We start from the raw sequence: 21,188 nt of genomic DNA, 5'->3' as shown, positions 1-21,188 counted from the left end.
AGGCGTTTCACTTTATTAAAGAAAAACATCGCTATGTGAACTCAAGACCCGAGCGATAGCGAATAGGCGAAGCGATTGGCTATGCAACTTCTTTTTCTATGATTCTATATGTTTAAATTTTATATCTTTTTAATATTCTTTTATTTTTAATAATTACACCCAACGGGTTAAGTATCAATAATCAGTTGTAGGTAATTTTTATTTATTGAAAGCAATGTCCTAGCGATTTGTAAGAATAGGAAGTTTTAGACAATGATTCTTGCTTAACTTTTCTATTTTCTAATAATCTTTTCCTTAATCCCGAACTTCTCAACAGTGGACCTAAAAATCTGTTAACGCCTTGATTGTCCTAAAATTAAGCTTTTAGGGTTAGAAGTGGTAAAACTTATCAACAAAGTGGTAGATAGTGGTAAAATGTGGTAATAAATTTCTATTTTTGCTTATCACTATTTAATTTATTTCAATTGACTGCAATTGTCGGAACATATGAATGTAAAGTCGATGCTAAAGGACGGGTAATGCTACCTGCGCCTTTGAAAAAGCAATTGGCTACTTCACTTCAAAACGGATTTGTTTTGAAGCGTTCCGTTTTTCAGCCTTGTTTGGAGTTGTATCCCATGGAAGAATGGGATTTGATGATGCAAAAAATCAACAAACTCAACCGATTTGTGAAGAAAAATAATGACTTCATTCGTCGTTTTACTGCTGGAGTAAAGGTGGTTGAAATTGATGCTTTAGGACGATTATTGGTGCCTAAAGATTTGGTGACTTTTGCGAGTATTGCTAAAGACGTGGTGTTTTCATCAGCAGTCAATATTGTAGAGATTTGGGACAAAGATTTATACGAAAAATCAATTGATGGGCAAGACATCGATTTTGCAGATTTAGCCGAAGATGTAATGGGTAATATAAATGACGACGACAATGGAATATCATAATCCGGTTTTATTGCATCCTACCGTAGATGGCTTGAATATCAAGCCTGATGGAGTTTATGTAGATGTTACTTTTGGCGGCGGCGGACACTCTAAGGAAATTTTAAATCGATTGGGTCCTAACGGAAAATTATTTGCTTTCGATCAAGATGAAGATGCGTTGGCGAATGCTTTGCCAGACGAAAGATTTACGCTTATTAATGAGAATTTTCGATTTATAAAAAGGTTTTTACGTTTTTATGGAGTGAAATCTGTAGATGGGATTTTGGCTGATTTAGGCGTTTCGTCGCATCAGTTTGATGTGCCAGAAAGAGGTTTTTCGACTCGTTTTGATGCCGAATTGGATATGAGAATGAGTCAGAAAAATGATTTGGACGCCTACAGAGTAGTCAATGAATATGATGATGCTAATTTGAGAAGAGTGTTCTTGGATTATGGCGAATTGAAAAATGCACCCGCTTTGTCAAGAACTATTATCGAAGCTAGAGAACATCAATCAATTAAAACTACTGATGAGTTGAAAGAAATTTTGGCAAAATATTTACCCGAAAGAATTCGGAATAAAGTTTTGGCTCAAATTTATCAAGCCATTCGGATAGAAGTCAATCAAGAAATGGATGTTTTGAAAGAATTTCTAGAGCAGTCATTAGAGATTTTAAATCCAGGTGGAAGATTGAGTGTGATTTCCTATCATTCATTGGAAGACCGATTGGTAAAAAGATTTGTCAAAAACGGAATGTTTGAAGGAGAACCAGAACGTGATTTTTTTGGAAATTTTTCAGTTCCATTCAAAACCATCGGAAAATTGATTGTTCCAGATAATGACGAAATCAAAACTAACAATAGAGCAAGAAGTGCCAAATTAAGAATTGCCGAGAAAATATAATTTATTAAAAATGATTTAGCGCCTTTGCGTCTTTTTGGTTAAAAATAGTAATGATGAAAAACGGAGTTTATAGCCTATTAAAAGCAAGATTTCTTATCGAAGATGACTCTATAAAAAACTGGCGTTTCATTGTTTTTTTGATTGTTCTGGCTATAATAATGATTGCGAATACACAGCGTTTCGAACAAAAAGTTTTCAAGATTAACGAGCTGACAAACGAAGTAAAAGAATTACGTTCGGAATTTGTAGATAGACGTTCAGAATTAATGAAATTAAGAATGGAATCGACGGTTTCTGAAAAAATGTTGGCAAAAGAAATTTTTCCATCAACTGTTCCGCCAACAAAAATCAAGGTTAAAAAAGTAGTCGAAAAAAGTTTTTTTCAAAAAATATGGCAGTAGAAGATAAAAACATATCCTACAGAATTTATCTGGTCGCTTTCTTCATCTTTTTGATGGCGATGGCGATTGCTGTTAAATTGACCAATATTCAATGGGTAGAAGGCGATCATTATCGAAAATTAGCCAAAGAAAGAACCGTTAAAAACTTTGTAATTCCTGCCAATAAAGGGAATATTTATTCAGCCGATGGAAGTTTGTTGGCTACTTCAATTCCTAATTATGTTATTCGTTTTGATGCTGTTGCGCCAAAATCGGAAGCATTCGAAAAAAATGTAAAATCTTTATCGGATTCCTTATCCATTCTTTTGAAAAAGCCAAGTAGTTTTTTCTTGAATGAATTTAGAAAAGCAAGAGCCAATAAAAACCGCTATTTTCTCGTAGCTCGTGATTTGAGTTATACCGAATACATGAAAATGAAGAGTTTTCCAATGTTTAATTTAGGTCCTTACAAAGGTGGAATTATAGTTGAACAAAAAACAGTAAGAGAGCACCCAATTGGAAAAATTGCCGAGAGAACCATTGGCTACGAAAGAAAAACACCAAGCGGAACTCTTGATGGAAAAGGTATTGAGTGGGCTTTTAGAAAATACCTTAACGGTAAAGATGGTAAAGTTTTAAAACAAAAAATTGCCAAAGGACAGTGGAAACCTATTCGTGATGTGAATGAAGTAGATCCGCAAGATGGCTACGATGTGATTTCGACAATCGATGTTTTTATCCAAGACATTGCACACCACGCTTTATTAAAACAATTGGAAGAATATGATGCCGAGCACGGATGTGTAGTCGTTATGGAAACCAAAACAGGTAAAGTAAAAGCTATTTCTAATCTAGGAAGAGATGATAAAACAGGCAATTATTATGAAACTGTAAATTATGCTGTTGCCGAATCGCACGAACCGGGTTCTACATTCAAATTGATTGATATGATTGCGCTTTTGGATGATAACAAAGTCGATACATCAAAGGTTTACGATAGCCGTGGTGGTGTTATAAGTTATAGAGGTGACAAAGTTCGTGATTCGCATGAAGGCGGTTATGGAAAAATTTCTCTAGGAAAAGGTTTCGAAGTTTCATCCAATACGATTTTGGTTCAGGCGGTTTATGAAAATTATAAAAATGACCCACAAGAATTTATCGATAGAATAAATAAAATGGGTTTAAATAAACCTCTTGGATTACCATTTAAAGGAGAAGGAAAACCTATTGTACATCAAACAACGGATAAAAATTGGAATCCTAATATTTTGCCTTGGATGGCTTTTGGATACAGTGTTGCCATGACGCCTTTACAAACATTGACTTTGTATAATGCTGTTGCAAATAACGGAGAAATGGTAAAACCACAATTCGTTTCAGAGATTAAAGAGTGGAATAAAACCATAAAAAAATACGATAAGCAAGTCATCAATCCGAAGATATGTTCCGATGCAACTATTAAAAAGTTGAAATCACTTTTGCAAAATGTGGTAAAAAGAGGAACAGGAGCCAAGTTGTATTCTAAAGATTTTTCGATGGCAGGAAAAACAGGAACAGCACAAGCAAATTATGGAACTAATGGCGGAAATGACAAACATTATATTTCGTCTTTCGTAGGGTTTTTTCCTGCTGAAAGTCCTAAATATTCTTGTGTAGTTGTGGTTCATGAACCCAATACCTCTTTGAATAATTATTATGGAGCAGATGTGGCTGGTCCTGTTTTCAAACGAATTGCTCAAAAGATTTTTACCGATGCTCCATCTACAAACGAAATTCGAAACATCAATAGAGTGGTTCAAAAACAAGAGGCAAATTACAATACATTTTATAAAAAATCAGAAAAGAAATACCGATTAGTACCAAATCTTAAAGGAATGTCAGGAATGGATGCCGTTGCAATATTGGGGAATCTTGGTGTAAAAGTAAAAGTAATAGGTGTTGGAAAAGTAAAAAAACAATCCATTCAGCCAGGAGAAAATTTAGCTAAAAACACAACCATAATATTAGAATTATCGTGATTATTCTAAAAGAAATAATATACAAAGTCGCTATCGAAGCCGTAAAAGGTTCGACAGATGTTGCTATCCATAAAATGGAATTCGATTCTAGAAATATTGTAGCCAATGACATTTTTGTGGCTATTCGTGGAACGATTTCAAACGGACACGATTTTATCGAAAAAGCCATCAGTTTAGGAGCTGTTGCCATAGTGTGCGATACCTTACCAGAGAATATAGCGGACGGAATTACCTACATTCAGGTAAAAGATACCAACAAAGCTTTGGCTTTTATGGCTGCTAATTATTTTGGAGAACCTTCTGCAAAATTGAAATTGGTGGGTATTACTGGAACAAATGGTAAAACAACAATCGCTTCTTTGTTGTATCAATTGTATAAAAAAGCAGGTTTCAAAGTGGGATTATTGTCCACTGTAAAAATCTTGGTTGACGATACAGAATACAAAGCAACACATACTACGCCAGATTCCATTACCATCAATCATTATTTGAATGAAATGGTAGATGCTGGGGTTGAGTATTGTTTTATGGAAGTGAGTTCACACGGTATTCATCAAAAACGTACCGAAGCTTTGCATTTTTCAGGAGGTGTTTTTACCAATTTGTCACACGATCATTTGGATTATCACCCCACTTTTGCAGAATACCGTGATGTGAAAAAATCGTTTTTCGACCATTTGCCAAAAACAGCTTTTGCTTTATCCAATATTGATGATAAAAATGGTGCAGTAATGTTGCAAAATACCACAGCCAAAAAACTGACTTATGCTTTAAAATCATACTCTGATTACAAAGCACAAATTTTGGAAAATCAATTATCAGGCTTATTGTTGAAAATTAATGGAAATGAAGTTTGGGTAAAATTAATTGGAACATTCAATGCTTATAATTTATTGGCGATATACGGAACGGCAGTAGAATTAGGAATGGAAAGTTTGGAAGTATTGCGATTATTATCCGATTTAGAAAGTGTTTCAGGTCGTTTTCAATTCATCGTTTCTGCTTCAAATATAACTGCAATTGTAGATTATGCTCACACTCCAGACGCATTGGAAAATGTTTTAAAAACAATTAACGATATCCGTACCAAAAACGAACAATTGATCACAGTTGTAGGTTGTGGTGGAAATAGAGATAAAGCGAAACGTCCAATTATGGCTTCGATTGCCACGGAATTAAGTGACAAAGTGATTCTGACTTCGGATAATCCAAGAAATGAAGATCCAGAAGTCATCATCAACGAAATGGAACAAGGAATTGCGCCTCAAAATTATAAAAAATCACTTTCCATTACTGATAGAAAACAAGCTATAAAAACCGCTTGTCAACTGGCTCAACCTAACGATATTATTCTGATTGCTGGAAAAGGACACGAAACCTATCAGGAAGTAAATGGCGTACGTCATCATTTTGACGATTTGGAAACAATAACAGAATTATTAAATCAACTAGGAAAATAAGTTTAATCCAAAGTCCATAACCAGTTAAACAAATAACCGACTAACCAAATAAACAAAAAAACATGCTATATTATTTATTTGAATATTTAGACAAAACATTAAATGTAACTGGAGCAGGAGTTTTTCAGTACATTACTTTTAGGTCAGCATTGGCATTTATGCTTTCCTTATTATTATCTACTATTTATGGAAAAAGAGTTATTAATTTTTTGCGTAGGCAGCAAGTTGGTGAAACTGTTCGTGAACTAGGATTAGCGGGTCAAAACGAAAAAGCAGGAACGCCTACTATGGGTGGATTAATCATCATTTTTGCGACCTTGATTCCAGTTGTTTTATTTGCCAAACTTCAAAATATTTACATCTTGTTATTGATTGTAACTACTTTGTGGATGGGAACTATCGGTTTTATTGACGATTATATCAAAATTTTCAAGAAAGACAAACAAGGCTTAAAAGGGATTTTTAAAGTGGTTGGACAAGTAGGTTTGGGATTAATCGTTGGAACGGTTTTGTATTTTAGTCCAGCAGTAACCATTCGTACTGACACTTCTACAACTGATATTTTTAAAGAAAGTACTAAAGAAGTTGTAGCTCAAGCTCCTGTTTATGAAAAATCTACAGCAACAACGATTCCTTTTTTCAAGAACAACGAATTTGATTATGCAGAAGTATTGGCTTGGACAGGCGAAGGCTATCAGGATTGGGCTTGGTTGATTTTTATTCCAGTAGTAATTTTTATCATCACTGCGGTTTCTAATGGTGCGAATCTTACCGATGGAATTGATGGATTGGCTGCGGGAACTTCGGCAATATCAGTTTTGGCATTAGGGATTTTTACCTTCGTTTCTGGAAATATTATTTTTTCTAATTATTTGAATATAATGTACATCCCCAATTCGGGAGAAATGACGGTTTTTATTGCCGCATTCGTGGGTGCATTGGTCGGATTTCTTTGGTACAATTCCTATCCAGCATCTGTATTTATGGGTGATACAGGAAGTTTAACCATTGGTGGAATCATTGCGGTTTTGGCTATTGCCGTTCGAAAAGAAATGTTAATTCCTTTATTGTGTGGTATTTTCTTGGTCGAAAATTTATCGGTTGTTATTCAAGTCTTTTATTTCAAATACACCAAAAAACGTTTTGGCGAAGGACAAAGAGTTTTCTTGATGGCACCTTTGCATCATCATTACCAAAAGAAAGGCTATCACGAAAGTAAGATTGTAACTCGATTTTGGATTGTTGCTATCATGCTGGCTATTTTATCCATCGTAACTCTAAAATTAAGATAGAATCAATTAAAAATTTAGAATTAAAAATTAAAAATTGTCAATATGAAAGAGAATATAATTCAAGATAAATCATTTCTTTTTGCAGTAAGGATAATTAATTTATACAAACATTTAACCACTAAAAAAAAGGAGTTTGTTTTGAGTAAACAAATTTTAAGAAGTGGAACTTCAATTGGAGCAAATATTGAAGAATCTATTGGTGGGCGTTCTGATAAAGAGTTTTTGTTTAAACTAGAGATTTCATACAAAGAAGCAAGAGAAACAATTTATTGGTTGAAATTATTAAAAGAGACAGCTTATATTTCAGTTACCGAATTTGATAGCGTTTATGTTGAAGCAGAGGAAATTTGTAAAATACTAGCAAAAATCATAATTACCCTAAAAGGGAAAATGTAAATTAATTAAGGATTGAATTTCACAGTGATTTTTAATTTTTAATTCTCAATTTTTAATTCTAAAGAATATGAGGTTAGTCGTTTTAGGTGGAGGAGAAAGCGGTGTAGGTACTGCGATTCTGGGAAAGAAAAAAGGATATGATGTTTTTGTATCTGATTTTGGAAAAATAAAAGACAATTACAAAGAAGTCTTGCTGATTAATGGAATCGCTTGGGAAGAAGGAACACACACCGAAGACTTGATTTTGAATGCCGATGTAGTGATGAAAAGTCCAGGAATTCCTGAAAAAAAATCGGCAATTGTAAAGAAGTTGGTCGAAAAAGGAATTCCAGTAATTTCAGAAATTGAGTTTGCTATTCAGTTTACAAAAGCCATCACAATAGGAATTACAGGAAGCAACGGAAAGACAACAACGACAATGTTGACTTATCATTTGCTAAAATCAGCTGGATTGAATGTTGGTTTGGGAGGCAACATCGGAAAGAGTTTTGCCTGGCAAGTTGCCGAGGATAAATACGATAGTTATGTGCTGGAATTGAGTAGTTTTCAACTGGACGGAATTATAGATTACAAACCACATATTGCCATAATTACCAATATAAGCCCAGATCATTTAGATCGCTACGATTACAAATATGAGAAGTACATCGACTCGAAATTTAGAATCACAATGAACCAAACCGAGGAAGATTTTCTCATCTATGATGCCGATGACGAAGCTAGCACGGAATGGTTAAAAAACAATAAAGTAAAAGCCCAATTAATTCCTTTTTCATTAACAAAAACATTCGAAAAAGGAGCATTTATAAAAGACAAAACAATGGAAGCAAACATCATCAACGAAGAAGAATTTACAATGGAAACTGAAACTATGGCACTGGAAGGCAAGCACAATATGAAAAATGCAATGGCAGCAACATCTGTGGCTAAATTGATGAAAATCCGAAATTCTACCATCAGAGAGAGTTTGTCTAATTTTCAAGGAGTGGAACACCGGTTGGAAAAAGTATTGAAAATTCAAAATGTACAATACATCAACGATTCAAAAGCGACAAATGTGAATGCTACGTTTTTTGCTTTGGATAGTATGAATACACCAACAGTCTGGATTGTGGGTGGTGTTGACAAAGGAAATGATTACAACGAATTAATGTCTTTGGTTCGTGAAAAAGTAAAGGCAATTATCTGTCTTGGTGTTGATAATAGAAAAATTATTGATGCTTTTGGCAATGTTGTCGATATGATGATTGAGGTTAATAATATGGAAGATGCCGTGAAAATGGCACAACGATTATCCGAAAAAGGAGATACAGTTTTATTGTCTCCAGCCTGTGCGAGTTTCGATTTATTCGAAAACTACGAAGACAGAGGAAATCAGTTTAAGAAAGCAGTAAAACATTTATAGAAAAGTTTAAGGTTTAAAAGTTTAAAGTTGTTTAGCCTTAAACTTTTAAACAAAATAAAACTTTAAACAATAAATCAAAATGAAAGAACTAGTAAACAATCTAAAGGGAGACAGAGTAATATGGTCATTCGTGGCTTTGTTAGCCTTGTTTTCGTTTATGCCTGTTTTTAGTGCGAGTAGTAATTTGGCTTACATAGGTAGAGGAACTGGAAATACAATCAGCTATTTACTCAAGCATTTGGCTCATATTATTATTGGATTTTTTATTATTTATGGCGTTCACAAAGTGCCCTATCATTATTATAAAGTGATTTCAAAAATTGGATTGCCTGTCGTTTGGTTGCTACTAGCCTATACTTTAATCAAAGGAACAGTAATCGCTGGAGCCAATGCCAGCCGTTGGATTCAAGTGCCTTTTATTGGAATAACTTTTCAAACTTCTACACTAGCATTTATTGTCTTGATGATGTATGTTGCTCGATATTTATCCAAAAAGCGAGAGGTTGAAGATACTTTTCAGGAATCATTTATCCAGCTTTGGATTCCTGTTTTTATAACCTTGGGAATGATTTTACCAGCCAACTTTTCTACGGCAGCCTTAATGTTTTCCATGGTTTTAATGTTGACTTTCGTTGGTAATTATTCTATAAAATATATTGGATATATTCTTGGAATGGGAATCGCAGCATTGGCATTATTTGTTTTATTGTCCAAAGCTTTTCCAGATGCTCGTTTTTTTAGCAGGGTAAATACTTGGTCGAGCCGTATCGAAAATTTCACAACCGACAAACCAGGCGAAGACGATTACCAAATCGAAAAAGCAAAAATAGCTATAGCTTCAGGCGGAATTTACGGATTAGGTCCTGGAAAAAGTGTTCAAAAACATTTCTTGCCACAATCCTCTTCCGATTTTATTTACGCCATCATTGTCGAAGAATGGGGATTAATTGGCGGTTTGGGAGTTTTATTAATGTATCTTTTGTTGTTCTTCCGGTTTATTATTGCAGCGCATAAAGCCAATTCTTTGTTTGGAAAATTATTAGTCGTTGGTGTTGGATTTCCCATCATTTTTCAAGCGATGATTAATATGGCGGTTGCAGTGGAATTATTGCCAGTTACGGGACAAACCTTACCATTTATTAGTAGTGGAGGAACTTCCATTTGGATGGTTTCTGTTTCATTGGGAATCATTATTAATGTAACCAAAAAAGAAGAAGAAATTGCGCAAGAATTAAGTGATAAAGCCAGAAGAGATGCAGCACTTCAAAAACTAATTGACAAACAATTAGAAGATGAAAACGAAGAAGTGCAGGACGAAACTAATGCTGAAAATTATTCTATTGAGGATAATTCTAAAAATCCAATGAATGCGGTTTTGAATAAATAATTCATAGAAAAAATGAAAAAATTAAAATTCATATTAAGCGGAGGTGGAACAGGAGGACATATTTATCCAGCCGTTGCCATTGCTAACGAATTGAAATCTCGTTTCCCTGATGCTGAATTCCTTTTTGTAGGTGCCGAGAATAAAATGGAAATGCAAAAAGTGCCACAAGCAGGCTACAAAATTGAAGGACTTTGGATTGCGGGTTTGCAACGAAAATTGACTTTGCAAAACGCTATGTTTCCCTTCAAATTAATCAGTAGTTTGTGGAAATCAAGAAAAATTATTAAGAAATTCAAGCCAGATGTAGTCATTGGAACAGGTGGTTTTGCTTCGGGACCCTTATTGCAAATGGCAAATTCATTGAATATTCCAACGGTGATTCAGGAACAAAATTCTTTTCCAGGTATTACGAATAAATTATTGAGCAAAAAAGCCAATAAAATTTGTGTGGCCTACGAAAATCTAGAACGTTTCTTTCCAAAAGAAAAAATGATTCTAACAGGAAATCCAGTGCGTCAGGATTTGATAGATATTGAAAGCAAAAGAGAAGAAGCTAAAAAATATTTCAATTTAGACGCTGATAAAAAAACACTTTTAGTTCTTGGCGGAAGTCTTGGAGCCAGAAGAATGAATCAACTAATCGAAAAAGAATTAGATAAGTTTATTTCTGAAGATGTTCAAATAATCTGGCAATGTGGGAAATTATATTTCGAAGATTACAAGAAATACAATTCGAATACAGTACAGGTTTTGGCATTCATAGATAGAATGGATTTGGTTTATGCTGCTGCAGATATTGTTATTTCAAGAGCAGGAGCATCATCGGTTTCAGAATTGTGCATCGTGGGAAAACCAGTGATTTTTATTCCTTCACCCAATGTAGCAGAAGATCATCAAACTAAAAATGCACAAGCTATTGTAGATAAAATTGGTGCCATAATGCTTAAAGAATCCGAATTGGATTCACAATTCAGTCTTGTTTTTGAAGCTCTGTTGAGAGATCAAGGAAAACAAGATTATTTAAGTGAAAATATAAAACAACTGGCTTTGCCAAACGCAACAAAACAAATTGTTGACGAGATTGTCAAATTAATTAAAAATTAAAAATTAAAAATTACGAATTAAAATTAATAAAAAATACAAATTGAACTAAATGTGTAAGTAAAACATATACTAAAAGCAATGGCTTTTTTGATACAAATGAAATCGAATAATTAATCCAATAAAATTTTTAATTTTTAATTCGTAATTTTTAATTGAACACATGAATCTAAATCAAATACATAACGTTTATTTTATAGGAATCGGAGGAATTGGAATGAGCTCTTTGGCTCGTTATTTCAAGTCTATTGGTAAAAATGTGTCTGGATATGATAAAACCGAAACCGAACTTACCAGAGAACTATTGGAATTAGGAATCGACATTCATTTTGAAGATCGAATTGATTTAATTCCAACGGATTACTACAAAGAAAATACATTGGTCATTATTACTCCAGCAGTTCCAAAACAACATTCGCAATGGAATTTTTTTCTGGAAAGAAATTATCAGTTAAAGAAAAGAGCTGAAGTTTTGGGAATTATTACCAAAGATACATTTTGTTTTGCTGTAGCGGGAACGCACGGAAAAACAACAACGTCTAGTATTCTTGGCCATATTTTATTCGAAAGCGGGGTTGATGTAACCGCTTTTGTGGGTGGAATTGTTGAAAATTACAATTCTAATTTAATTGGAAGCGGAAAAACGGTTACTGTTGTCGAAGCGGATGAATTCGATCGTTCTTTCTTGCATTTGCACCCGAACATTGCTTGCGTAACCTCAATGGATGCCGATCATTTGGATATTTATGGCGACAGTGCTTCCATTGAAGCTTCGTTTGTGGAATTCGCAGACAAAGTAGAAGATAAAAGCAAATTATTTATTACTAATCAATTGCCTATTCCCGGAGTCACTTGTGCTGTATATGACGAAGCTCAATTTACTGCCTTTAATGTTAGAATAGTAAATAGTCAATATGTTTTTGATGTAAAAACACCATCAGAGACAATAGAAAATATAGGTTTTGGTTTGCCTGGAAAACACAATCTAATGAATGCGCTTATGGCATTGGCAATGGCCAAAACTTTCGGTCTCCCAAACGATGACATTGCTAGTGCCTTGCTTTCATTTAAAGGAATAAGAAGACGATTTTCGTACCAAATTAAAACTGAAAATTTGGTTTTTATTGATGATTATGCGCATCATCCAACGGAAATTAATGCCGTGCATCAGGCGGTTCGTGAATTGTATCCAAACCAAAAAGTTTTGGCTATTTTTCAACCGCATTTGTTTAGTAGAACCAAAGATTTTGCAGATGATTTTGCCAAAAGTTTGTCTGCTTTTGACGAAGTAATTTTGTTGGATATTTATCCAGCGCGAGAATTACCAATGGAGGGAATTACCTCACAATGGTTGATGGATAAAATGACTAATGAGCATAAAAAATTAGTTGAAAAAGAGGTGTTGATATCCTCGATTTTAGAAAGTGACGCAACCGTTATTGTAACCATAGGTGCGGGTGATATTGGAGAAATGATTTCATCCATTAAAAAAGCGATACATGAAACGATTTAAATGGACAACCATTCGATTATTGCTGATGTTTGCGTTGGTGATTTTTTTGTTTTCGTTTACTTCAAAACGAAATAGCAATAGAAAACTCACGAATTCTAAAGTGGTTTTTGTGGGGGAAAACGCTCCTTTTGTTGACGAAAAAACGGTTAATAAATTGTTAATAGAAAATAAAATAGACCCGCAAAGTATAGAGAAAGAAAACTTAGATTTGAATAAGTTAGAAAAAGCTTTGAACGCACACGAAATGATTGAAAAATCAGATGTGTTTGTGAGTATCGATGGGGTCTTAAAAGCAGTGGTGAAACAAAAAACTCCTATAGCTAGAGTTTTTGACGGAGAGGATTCTTTCTATATTGATTACAAAGGGGATAGGATGCCGTTGTCAATGAATTTTACAGCTAGAGTTCCGCTTGTTTCTGGGGAAGTAAACAAGAAAAACAGCGAGGATTTAACCGAATTGTTTCGGATAATTTACGACGATGCGTTTTTGAAAAAAAACATCATTGGTGTGCAAGTTATGTCGAATGGTAGCGTTAAAATGCAGAACAGAAACTTTGGTTATCAAATAGATTTTGGTGGAACCAAAAGAATGAAAGCTAAATTTAATAATTATAAAGCTTTTTATCAGAAAGCAGTTTTAGATAGTTCGCTTTACAAATACAAAATAATTGACCTCCGGTTTTCGCAACAAGTGGTGTGTACTAAATAATAGATAATGGAAAAAGAAAATATTGCAGTAGGTCTAGATATTGGGACAACAAAAATTGTTGCCATGATAGGCAAGAAAAATGAATACGGAAAACTAGAAATTTTGGGTGTTGGAAAATCCAAAAGTCTAGGTGTGGCAAGAGGAGTTGTGAACAACATTACTCAAACTATTCAGTCTATTCAGCAAGCGGTATTAGAAGCCGAAACAAAATCGGGTTATAAAATTAAAGATGTTGTAGTTGGAATTGCGGGACAACACATTCGTAGTATTCAACACAGTGATTATATTATCAGAAGCAGTGCCGAGGAAGTTATTGGAGGAAATGATATTCAGCTTTTGATTGACCAAGTGAATAAATTGGCGATGTTGCCTGGAGAAGAAATTATCCATGTTTTGCCACAAGAATTTAAAATTGACGGTCAGGCTGAAATAAAAGAACCAATCGGAATGTACGGCGGAAGATTAGAATCTAGTTTTCACGTAGTGGTTGGACAAGCTTCTTCTATCAGAAATGTGGGAAGATGTATCCAAAGTTCAGGAATTGAATTATCTGGATTAACCTTGGAACCATTAGCTTCGGCAGATGCAGTTTTGAGTCAGGAAGAAAAAGAAGCAGGTGTTGCTTTGATTGATATTGGAGGAGGAACAACAGATTTAGCCATTTTTAAAGATGGAATTATTCGTCACACAGCCGTTATCCCTTTTGGAGGAAACGTAATTACTGACGATATTAAAGAAGGTTGCTCAATCATCGAGAAGCAAGCAGAATTATTGAAAGTAAAATTTGGATCAGCTTGGCCTGGAGAAAATAAAGACAACGAGATTGTTTCTATTCCTGGATTGAGAGGTAGAGAGCCAAAAGAAATTTCATTAAAGAATCTGTCTAAAATAATTAATGCCCGTGTGGTGGAAATTATTGAACAGGTTTTTAACGAAATTAAAGATTATGGTCATGAAGATCCTCGCAAAAAATTAATTGCAGGAATTGTTCTTACTGGTGGTGGTGCACAATTAAAACACATCAAGCAATTAGTAGAGTACATTACCGGAATGGACACTAGAATTGGATATCCAAACGAGCATTTGGCAGGAAACTCAGACGAAGAAATATCAAGTCCGTTATATGCTACAGCTGTAGGATTAGTAATGAATAGTATCGAAAATAATACGCAAAGTGCCATCAGAATGGATTTGGTAGAAGCACCTAATACCATTGCTAGACCGCCAGTTTACAGACAACCAGAAATTGAGGAGTTTGTGCAAGAGGAAGTGAAAGAAGACGTAAAAAGCACAACTACTGTTGCAGGTCCTACTGAAACCAAAATTAGAAATTCGTTTTTTGGAGGTTATTTAGACAAAATTAAAGACTTTTTGGACAACGCAGAATAAAGAAATAAAATACAGAATTAAAAAAATAAATAATAAATAAAACCCAATAAGATGATGAGCAACTCGGAATTTGGAAGCATTTCATTTGATTTACCAAAAAACCAATCAAATGTAATAAAAGTTATTGGAGTAGGTGGAGGCGGAAGTAACGCTATCAACCACATGTTTAAACAAGGTATAAAAGGTGTTGATTTCATCGTTTGTAATACCGATTCTCAAGCTTTGGACAACAGTGCTGTGCCTAACAAAATTCAGTTAGGAGTAAACTTGACCGAAGGACTTGGAGCAGGTGCAAACCCAGATGTGGGACAACAATCTGCTATTGAGAGTATTGCCGATATTGAAAAAATGTTGGATAGCAATACCAAGATGGTTTTTATCACTGCCGGAATGGGTGGTGGAACAGGAACGGGAGCTGCGCCAGTAATTGCTCAATTGGCCAAAGAAAGAGATATTCTTACCGTTGGAATTGTGACTTTGCCTTTCTTATTCGAAGGAAAAGTGCGTCAAGAACAAGCGCAAATAGGTATCAATAAATTACGCAAACAAGTAGATTCCTTAATTGTAATCAACAACAATAAATTAAGAGAAGTGTATGGTAATCTTGGTTTCAAAGCTGGATTTTCAAAAGCGGACGAAGTTTTGGCTACAGCCTCAAGAGGAATAGCCGAAGTAATCACGCACCACTACACCCAAAATATCGATTTAAAAGATGCTAAAACTGTTTTGGCCAATAGCGGAACAGCTATAATGGGATCAGCGATAGCAACTGGAGAGAACAGAGCCAAAGAAGGAATTGCAGCGGCTTTAGATTCTCCTTTATTGAATGATAATAAAATCACAGGAGCCAAAAACGTATTGTTGCTCATCGTTTCTGGTTCTAATGAAATTACGATTGATGAAATTGGTGAAATCAATGACTTTATTCAAGTAGAAGCAGGTCACAATGCCAATATTATTATGGGTGTTGGGGAAGATGAATCTCTTGGAGACTCTATTTCTGTAACTATTATTGCTACAGGATTTGATATCGAACAACAACACGATATTGTAAATGTAGAGCCAAAAAAGATAATCCATGCTCTTGAAGACGAACAAAAAATTGTGCATGATTTGACCAAAAATAGCATTCCATCATTCAATATGAATGTTACTGAAGCTCCAATTGTCAATACAACCGAAAGAGTAGTTTTCGAATTAGAGGAAGAAGAAATAGTTGCTCCAGTAGCAGTTGTTGCACCAGTAGCACCAGTTGTCGCTGTAGACAATGAGGAGCTAATGGGAATGACTGAATTTATCAAAAATTTAGATGTTACTTTCGAAATTGTATCGCCTATAAAAGAGATTGATTTTATGGTGGTTGCTCCAAAAGTAGAAGAAGTAATTCCTGTACAACCAAAAGCGGTTGAAAAACAAGAACAAACTTCTTTTTCATTTGATTTGCCACTTTTTAATACAGTTCCAGTTGCTGCTCCAACACCAACACCAGAGCCAGTAGCTAAAGTAGAAGAAAGCAAAGTTTTGTTTGAATTGACGAATGAAACTCGTGAGATAAAAGTAAACGAAGCAGTGCAATTTGTACCAGTAACGGAATTGTCTGACGGTGGAATCATTCGATATTCATTAGAAGAATATACTGATTTAGAGAATACTCTATTAGACTCTAAACCTACAGCAACTGTTGTAGAAGAAGTTATTCCAGCCGAGTTGAACATTACAATGAAGCAAGTAGAAAGAACGGTTGATACTTCTGCTTTCGAAAATATTTCTCCAATGGACATGACTATTGATGAAACCTCAAGAATGAGAGCTGACGAAAGAAGAAGAAAACTAAAGGAATTCAATTATAAATTCCATAGCAATGTTTCTAGAATAGACGAAATGGAAAAACAACCGGCCTACAAAAGATTAGGAGTTGATTTGTCTAGTTCACACAATAACAGTATGAATTCAAGAATATCAGTAGGAACAGACAGTAATGACGACTTACAATTGCGTTCTAATAATTCATTTTTACATGATAACGTAGATTAATTTTCTGTTAATCAAAATAAGGATAACCCGAAAATTGGATTTAATTTTCGGGTTATTTTTTTTATCTTCGCACTGGATTTTAAAAAAGAACTTTCAGTTTCTTTTAAAACATGCTGTAATCTAAAATCATAAATCTAAAATCATAAATTATTATGAGTTTATCAACACAAATCATGGAGGAAATTAAAACCGCCATGAGAGCTAAAGATACCGTAGCTTTAGAAGCTTTAAGAGCTATCAAATCGGAACTTTTATTAGCACAAACTGCTTCTGGTTCAAAAGAAGAAATTTCGGAAGATGATGAAGTAAAATTGCTTCAAAGATTGGTTAAAACTCGTAAAGAAAGTGCTAGAATATTTACAGAACAAAACCGTTTGGATTTAGCCGAACCAGAATTGGCTCAAATTACAGTAATCGAAAAATTCTTGCCAGCTCAATTAAGCGAGGCTGAAGTAGAAGCTATAATTGCAAAAATCATTGCCGAAACTGGAGCATCAGGAATTGCATCCATGGGAAAAGTAATGGGATTAGCCTCTGCACAATTAGGCGGAACTGCCGAAGGAAAAACCATTTCTACTATTGTTAAGAAATTATTAGTATAAACAATTACGAATTTCAAATTACGAATTACGTTCAAACAATTCGTAATTGACTATTGACTGCGTAGTTCAACTGGATAGAATATCAGATTTCGACTCTGAGGGTTGCAGGTTCGAACCCTGTCGCGGTCACAAATCATAAACGTTGCAAAAAATCAAGTTTACTTCGATTTATTGTAACGTTTTTGTTTTTTAGTACTATTTTTAAGCAAAAGAATGTCATTACTAAAGTGTTTATAATTATGGTTTTTCAGTTTTTGGTTTTATCGCTTTTTGGATTCCTGTTTCTTTTAGTCATTATCTTTAGAATAGTAGAACCTGCCTATATCTTGATTTTTAATAAACCATTATACCTTTATTTTTACCTCATTCCAAAAAAACTAACTAGCCATCAAAAGCAAATTTTAGAAAAAGAATTTCCATTTTATAAAAAGCTACCCAGTAAAAAGAAAATTTATTTTGAGCATCGTGTTAAGTCATTTATCACTCAATACAAATTTATTGGCAAAGAAGAATTAGTTATTACTGATGAAATAAAAATCACTATTGCGGGAACTTACATTCAGCTAACTTTTGGGATGCGGGATTACCTCATTGGCTTATTCAAAACTATCGTGGTTTATCCTAAAGTGTATTATTCGAATGCCAATCAAAACTATCATAAAGGCGAGTTCAATCCACGATTGAAAGCTATTATTTTTTCTTGGGAGGATTTTTTGCTAGGACATGCCACCAAGAATGATAATATAAACCTTGGTTTTCATGAATTTTCGCATGTACTTCACCTTCATTGTTTGAAAAGTAATGAACCCAGTGCTATTATTTTTTATGACGGATTAAATAAAATCGCACAATATTTTAACGATGAGAATTTGCGGAACATAGGCTACTTTAGAGAATATGCTTTCGAGAATCAATTCGAATTCTTGGCAGTTGTTTTTGAGAATTTTTTCGAAACCCCTCAAACATTAAAAACTACTTATCCTGAACTGTATGCTCAATTGGTTTTGATGATTAATTTGAAAGAATAATAATTTTCGCTGAAATTCAAATCAGTAAGAATCTAGATTTTTTGCTTTTTTTTTTGCTCCTGTTTCCTTATTGTGTGGGCGATGCAAAATATGTCTATAGTTTTGAATAACTCCTCCATATCCAAAATATACATTGTTTATAATTTTACTCTTGATTCAGTATTTAATTTAATTGTGCTGGTTAAAATGTAAGTTTTAGTCAATTTGTTAAGTCTTTTAATGAAAAATAATGAGTTATGGTTTAAAGTTAGTTTAAGTTGATTTTGGTTGGAATGGGAGATTAATTATAACTAATCTCCCTTTTTTTGCACTACCTTTAAACTAGACGGTTGTTGATAATTTTATAAAATAGAGGTTGATATGAAAAGAAGCGGTTTTAAAATAAGAAACGATAAATCTTTAAAAAACGGTGTTGCTTTTGTAGCACTACTATTTTTTTTGGTGCCTAATATATATGCTCAAAATGGAAGCGATACCAAAAGTGCTAGGGAAGTATTAGAAAGGCTTATCGGTAATCGTGCCAATGAATTCGAGTTGGCTATCATCAAAAATAAAAATCAAAATAATTCTGATTCGTTTGAAGTAGAAACAATAGGAAATAGTGTAAAAATTAAAGGAACTTCTAATGTAACGCTTTGTTATGCAGCTTATAGTTTTCTAAAAGATATTGGAGCAGTTTTGGTTAGTTGGGAAGGAAATAGAGTCGATTTGCCTAAAACTTGGCCTAAATATTCCAAAAAAGAAAGTACCTCTTTCAAGTACAGAGAATATTTGAATGCTTGTACCTTTGGTTATACCACTCCATGGTGGGATTGGAAGCGATGGGAACAAGAAATAGATTGGATGGCGTTGCACGGAATCAATTTGCCTACCGCTCTGGAAGGACAAGAAATAGTTTGGCAGGAATTATGGCAAGAATATGGGTTAACAAATACTCAATTAGAAGCTCATTTTGCAGGCCCAGCATTTTTGCCTTGGCAACGAATGGGAAATATCAACAGCCTTGAAGGCCCATTACCACAAGAATGGATACAGAAAAAAGCAGCTATTCAAAAACAACTATTGCAAAGAATGCGAGCTTTAGGAATGCATCCTGTTGTTCCAGCTTTCAGCGGATATGTGCCAAAAGCATTTGCCGAAAAACATCCAGAATCAAAGATAAAAGAATTGAAATCCTGGTCTGGAGGTGGTTTTGAAAGTACGTATTTATTAGATCCAAATGATCCTTTGTTCAAAGAATTAGGAAAAAGATTCATCGCCATTTATACTAGAGTATATGGAAAATCAGATTTTTATTTAGCTGATTCTTTCAACGAAATAACACCACCTGTTTCTGAAGAAAACAAATACGAGGAATTATCGCATTACGGAAAAATCATATTCGAAACCATTGATGAAGCTTCGCCTGGCGCAACTTGGGTGATGCAAGGTTGGCTTTTTGGCGATAACAAAGAATTTTGGACGAAAGAAGCCACCAAAGCTTTTTTGAGCAAAGTACCTAACGACCGAATGATGATTCAGGATTATGCCAATGACCGCTATAAAGTTTGGGAAAATCAAGAGGCTTTTTACGGAAAACAATGGACGTATGGTTATGTGCATAATTATGGAGGTTCAAACCCTGTGTATGGCGATTTGAATTTTTATAGAAATGAGTTCAAAAGTTTATCCAGTAATCCTAACAAAGGAAATGTAGTAGGCTATGGCGTCATGCCAGAGGGTTTGAATAATAATTCCATTGTTTACGAATACATTTATGACCTTCCTTGGAATCAAGGCAAAGAAACAGTGAATCTTTGGTTAGAAAAATATTTGAAATCCCGATACGGAAAAAAACCTTCTGCTACTGTTTTTCAGGCTTGGCAATTGTTGGTTGAATCTGTTTACAGCACTAAATATTGGGAAACCCGTTGGTGGAAAGATAGAGCTGGGGCTTATTTGTTTTTTAAAAGACCAACACTCGAAATCACAACTTTTAAAGGAAATCCTGGCGATAAACAAAAGTTGAAACAAGCCTTGGCTATTTTGAAAAAAGAAGCTAAAAATTTCGATAAAAAAAGTTTGTTTTATTATGATTTAATTGAGGCTTTCAGACATTATAATTCTCTTATTATCGATGATTTATTGATGGAAACCGTAGCAGCTTACCAATTGAAAGACACCAAAAAAGGAGATGAATTATTAAAAAAAATAGAGCAACAAGCTTTGGAAATTGATGCAATAATGATAGATCAGCCCTTGAATAATTTGAATACTTGGTTGAAATCGGCTTCGGATTATGGAACTAATGCTGATGATTCTAAATTGTATGTAAAAAATGCTAAAACATTAATCACACTTTGGGGCGGCGAAGGACATTTGAATGATTATGCCTCAAGATCGTGGCGTGGAATGTACAAAGATTTTTACCTAATAAGATGGAAAATGTTTTTGCAAGCCCTACGAAAATCGGCAGTCGATGCTACTCCATTTGATGAGGTAAAAGTAAAAGATTCCATAAAACAATGGGAAACGAAATGGTGCGAAAGCCAGAGTATTAGCTTCTAAAAAAAGAAAAATTAGCCACAAATTACACGGATTATCACTAATTTTTTTCAAAATTTAAAATTGAATTGCACAAATTCTATCTGTTTTTAAGAATTCGTGTAATTAA

At 34.2% G+C, this 21,188-nt stretch carries 17 protein-coding genes and 1 tRNA gene; all 18 read left to right on the top strand.

All coding sequences use genetic code 11. From position 1 onward, the window contains the following. Positions 1 to 464: 464 nt before the first annotated feature. On the top strand, positions 465 to 938 hold the full coding sequence (mraZ, locus tag OZP15_RS14690) for a division/cell wall cluster transcriptional repressor MraZ (protein ID WP_269226228.1): 474 nt from the start codon (positions 465 to 467) through the stop codon (positions 936 to 938). After that, complete coding sequence (gene rsmH / locus OZP15_RS14685; RefSeq protein ID WP_281336514.1) at positions 913 to 1,821, top strand: 16S rRNA (cytosine(1402)-N(4))-methyltransferase RsmH; 909 nt, start codon at positions 913 to 915, stop codon at positions 1,819 to 1,821. The genes mraZ and rsmH overlap by 26 nt, the downstream gene beginning before the upstream one ends. A gap of 53 nt (positions 1,822 to 1,874) precedes the next feature. Then, positions 1,875 to 2,222, top strand: coding sequence for an FtsL-like putative cell division protein (locus OZP15_RS14680; protein WP_269227967.1), 348 nt, complete (start codon positions 1,875 to 1,877; stop codon positions 2,220 to 2,222). After that, entirely contained in the window at positions 2,213 to 4,219 is a 2,007-nt protein-coding gene (locus OZP15_RS14675) for a penicillin-binding protein (protein WP_281336513.1), read from the top strand. Before OZP15_RS14680 ends, OZP15_RS14675 begins: the two co-directional genes overlap by 10 nt. Next, positions 4,216 to 5,679, top strand: a complete 1,464-nt coding sequence (locus OZP15_RS14670; protein ID WP_269226227.1) for a UDP-N-acetylmuramoyl-L-alanyl-D-glutamate--2,6-diaminopimelate ligase — start codon at positions 4,216 to 4,218, stop codon at positions 5,677 to 5,679. The genes OZP15_RS14675 and OZP15_RS14670 overlap by 4 nt, the downstream gene beginning before the upstream one ends. Positions 5,680 to 5,741: 62 nt before the next feature. Continuing rightward, positions 5,742 to 6,971, top strand: coding sequence for a phospho-N-acetylmuramoyl-pentapeptide-transferase (gene mraY / locus OZP15_RS14665; RefSeq protein WP_269226226.1), 1,230 nt, complete (start codon positions 5,742 to 5,744; stop codon positions 6,969 to 6,971). Between the two features lie 42 nt (positions 6,972 to 7,013). Further along, positions 7,014 to 7,367 carry a four helix bundle protein gene (locus OZP15_RS14660; protein ID WP_281336512.1) on the top strand — a complete coding sequence of 118 codons (354 nt, stop codon included), beginning with the start codon at positions 7,014 to 7,016 and terminating at the stop codon, positions 7,365 to 7,367. 67 nt (positions 7,368 to 7,434) lie between these two features. Beyond that, entirely contained in the window at positions 7,435 to 8,772 is a 1,338-nt protein-coding gene (gene murD, locus OZP15_RS14655; RefSeq protein ID WP_269226225.1) for a UDP-N-acetylmuramoyl-L-alanine--D-glutamate ligase, read from the top strand. Between the two features lie 79 nt (positions 8,773 to 8,851). Then, positions 8,852 to 10,159, top strand: a complete 1,308-nt coding sequence (locus tag OZP15_RS14650) for an FtsW/RodA/SpoVE family cell cycle protein (protein ID WP_281336511.1) — start codon at positions 8,852 to 8,854, stop codon at positions 10,157 to 10,159. Between the two features lie 12 nt (positions 10,160 to 10,171). Then, on the top strand, positions 10,172 to 11,263 hold the full coding sequence (gene murG / locus OZP15_RS14645; protein ID WP_281336510.1) for an undecaprenyldiphospho-muramoylpentapeptide beta-N-acetylglucosaminyltransferase: 1,092 nt from the start codon (positions 10,172 to 10,174) through the stop codon (positions 11,261 to 11,263). A gap of 160 nt (positions 11,264 to 11,423) precedes the next feature. Beyond that, positions 11,424 to 12,773: a UDP-N-acetylmuramate--L-alanine ligase gene (murC, locus tag OZP15_RS14640; protein ID WP_281336509.1), complete on the top strand. Its 1,350-nt coding sequence runs from the start codon at positions 11,424 to 11,426 to the stop codon at positions 12,771 to 12,773. Then, positions 12,760 to 13,482, top strand: coding sequence for a cell division protein FtsQ/DivIB (locus tag OZP15_RS14635; RefSeq protein WP_281336508.1), 723 nt, complete (start codon positions 12,760 to 12,762; stop codon positions 13,480 to 13,482). The genes murC and OZP15_RS14635 overlap by 14 nt, the downstream gene beginning before the upstream one ends. 6 nt (positions 13,483 to 13,488) lie before the next feature. Then, positions 13,489 to 14,871, top strand: a complete 1,383-nt coding sequence (gene ftsA / locus OZP15_RS14630) for a cell division protein FtsA (protein ID WP_269226223.1) — start codon at positions 13,489 to 13,491, stop codon at positions 14,869 to 14,871. A 51-nt stretch (positions 14,872 to 14,922) separates the two neighbouring features. Beyond that, a complete protein-coding gene (gene ftsZ, locus OZP15_RS14625; protein ID WP_269226222.1) occupies positions 14,923 to 16,905 on the top strand; it encodes a cell division protein FtsZ in 1,983 nt (660 codons plus the stop codon). A 152-nt stretch (positions 16,906 to 17,057) separates the two neighbouring features. Then, positions 17,058 to 17,507 (top strand): GatB/YqeY domain-containing protein, encoded by a 450-nt coding sequence (locus tag OZP15_RS14620; protein WP_269226221.1) that lies wholly within the window; start codon positions 17,058 to 17,060, stop codon positions 17,505 to 17,507. A 55-nt stretch (positions 17,508 to 17,562) separates the two neighbouring features. After that, positions 17,563 to 17,636, top strand: a tRNA-Arg gene (locus tag OZP15_RS14615). A 110-nt stretch (positions 17,637 to 17,746) separates the two neighbouring features. Beyond that, complete coding sequence (locus OZP15_RS14610; RefSeq protein WP_281336507.1) at positions 17,747 to 18,535, top strand: zinc-dependent peptidase; 789 nt, start codon at positions 17,747 to 17,749, stop codon at positions 18,533 to 18,535. A 360-nt stretch (positions 18,536 to 18,895) separates the two neighbouring features. Beyond that, positions 18,896 to 21,082, top strand: coding sequence for an alpha-N-acetylglucosaminidase (locus OZP15_RS14605; protein ID WP_281336506.1), 2,187 nt, complete (start codon positions 18,896 to 18,898; stop codon positions 21,080 to 21,082). The last annotated feature ends 106 nt before the right edge of the window (positions 21,083 to 21,188 follow it).

Origin of the sequence: Flavobacterium eburneipallidum (assembly GCF_027111355.2) — a bacterium.
In the GTDB taxonomy this organism is placed as follows: Bacteria; Bacteroidota; Bacteroidia; order Flavobacteriales; family Flavobacteriaceae; genus Flavobacterium; species Flavobacterium eburneipallidum.
Note: the sequence above shows the minus strand (reverse complement) of the source record. Positions and strands in the feature narration are given on the sequence as shown.

Excerpts from the sequence above, each read along its gene's own strand:
- rsmH (WP_281336514.1), top strand. The coding sequence starts at position 913 with ATGACGACGACAATGGAATATCATAATCCGGTTTTATTGCATCCTACC.
- OZP15_RS14680 (WP_269227967.1), top strand. The coding sequence starts at position 1,875 with ATGAAAAACGGAGTTTATAGCCTATTAAAAGCAAGATTTCTTATCGAA.
- OZP15_RS14675 (WP_281336513.1), top strand. The coding sequence starts at position 2,213 with ATGGCAGTAGAAGATAAAAACATATCCTACAGAATTTATCTGGTCGCT.
- mraY (WP_269226226.1), top strand. The coding sequence starts at position 5,742 with ATGCTATATTATTTATTTGAATATTTAGACAAAACATTAAATGTAACT.
- OZP15_RS14660 (WP_281336512.1), top strand. The coding sequence starts at position 7,014 with ATGAAAGAGAATATAATTCAAGATAAATCATTTCTTTTTGCAGTAAGG.
- murD (WP_269226225.1), top strand. The coding sequence starts at position 7,435 with ATGAGGTTAGTCGTTTTAGGTGGAGGAGAAAGCGGTGTAGGTACTGCG.
- OZP15_RS14650 (WP_281336511.1), top strand. The coding sequence starts at position 8,852 with ATGAAAGAACTAGTAAACAATCTAAAGGGAGACAGAGTAATATGGTCA.
- murG (WP_281336510.1), top strand. The coding sequence starts at position 10,172 with ATGAAAAAATTAAAATTCATATTAAGCGGAGGTGGAACAGGAGGACAT.
- murC (WP_281336509.1), top strand. The coding sequence starts at position 11,424 with ATGAATCTAAATCAAATACATAACGTTTATTTTATAGGAATCGGAGGA.
- OZP15_RS14635 (WP_281336508.1), top strand. The coding sequence starts at position 12,760 with ATGAAACGATTTAAATGGACAACCATTCGATTATTGCTGATGTTTGCG.
- ftsA (WP_269226223.1), top strand. The coding sequence starts at position 13,489 with ATGGAAAAAGAAAATATTGCAGTAGGTCTAGATATTGGGACAACAAAA.
- ftsZ (WP_269226222.1), top strand. The coding sequence starts at position 14,923 with ATGATGAGCAACTCGGAATTTGGAAGCATTTCATTTGATTTACCAAAA.
- OZP15_RS14620 (WP_269226221.1), top strand. The coding sequence starts at position 17,058 with ATGAGTTTATCAACACAAATCATGGAGGAAATTAAAACCGCCATGAGA.
- OZP15_RS14610 (WP_281336507.1), top strand. The coding sequence starts at position 17,747 with ATGGTTTTTCAGTTTTTGGTTTTATCGCTTTTTGGATTCCTGTTTCTT.
- OZP15_RS14605 (WP_281336506.1), top strand. The coding sequence starts at position 18,896 with ATGAAAAGAAGCGGTTTTAAAATAAGAAACGATAAATCTTTAAAAAAC.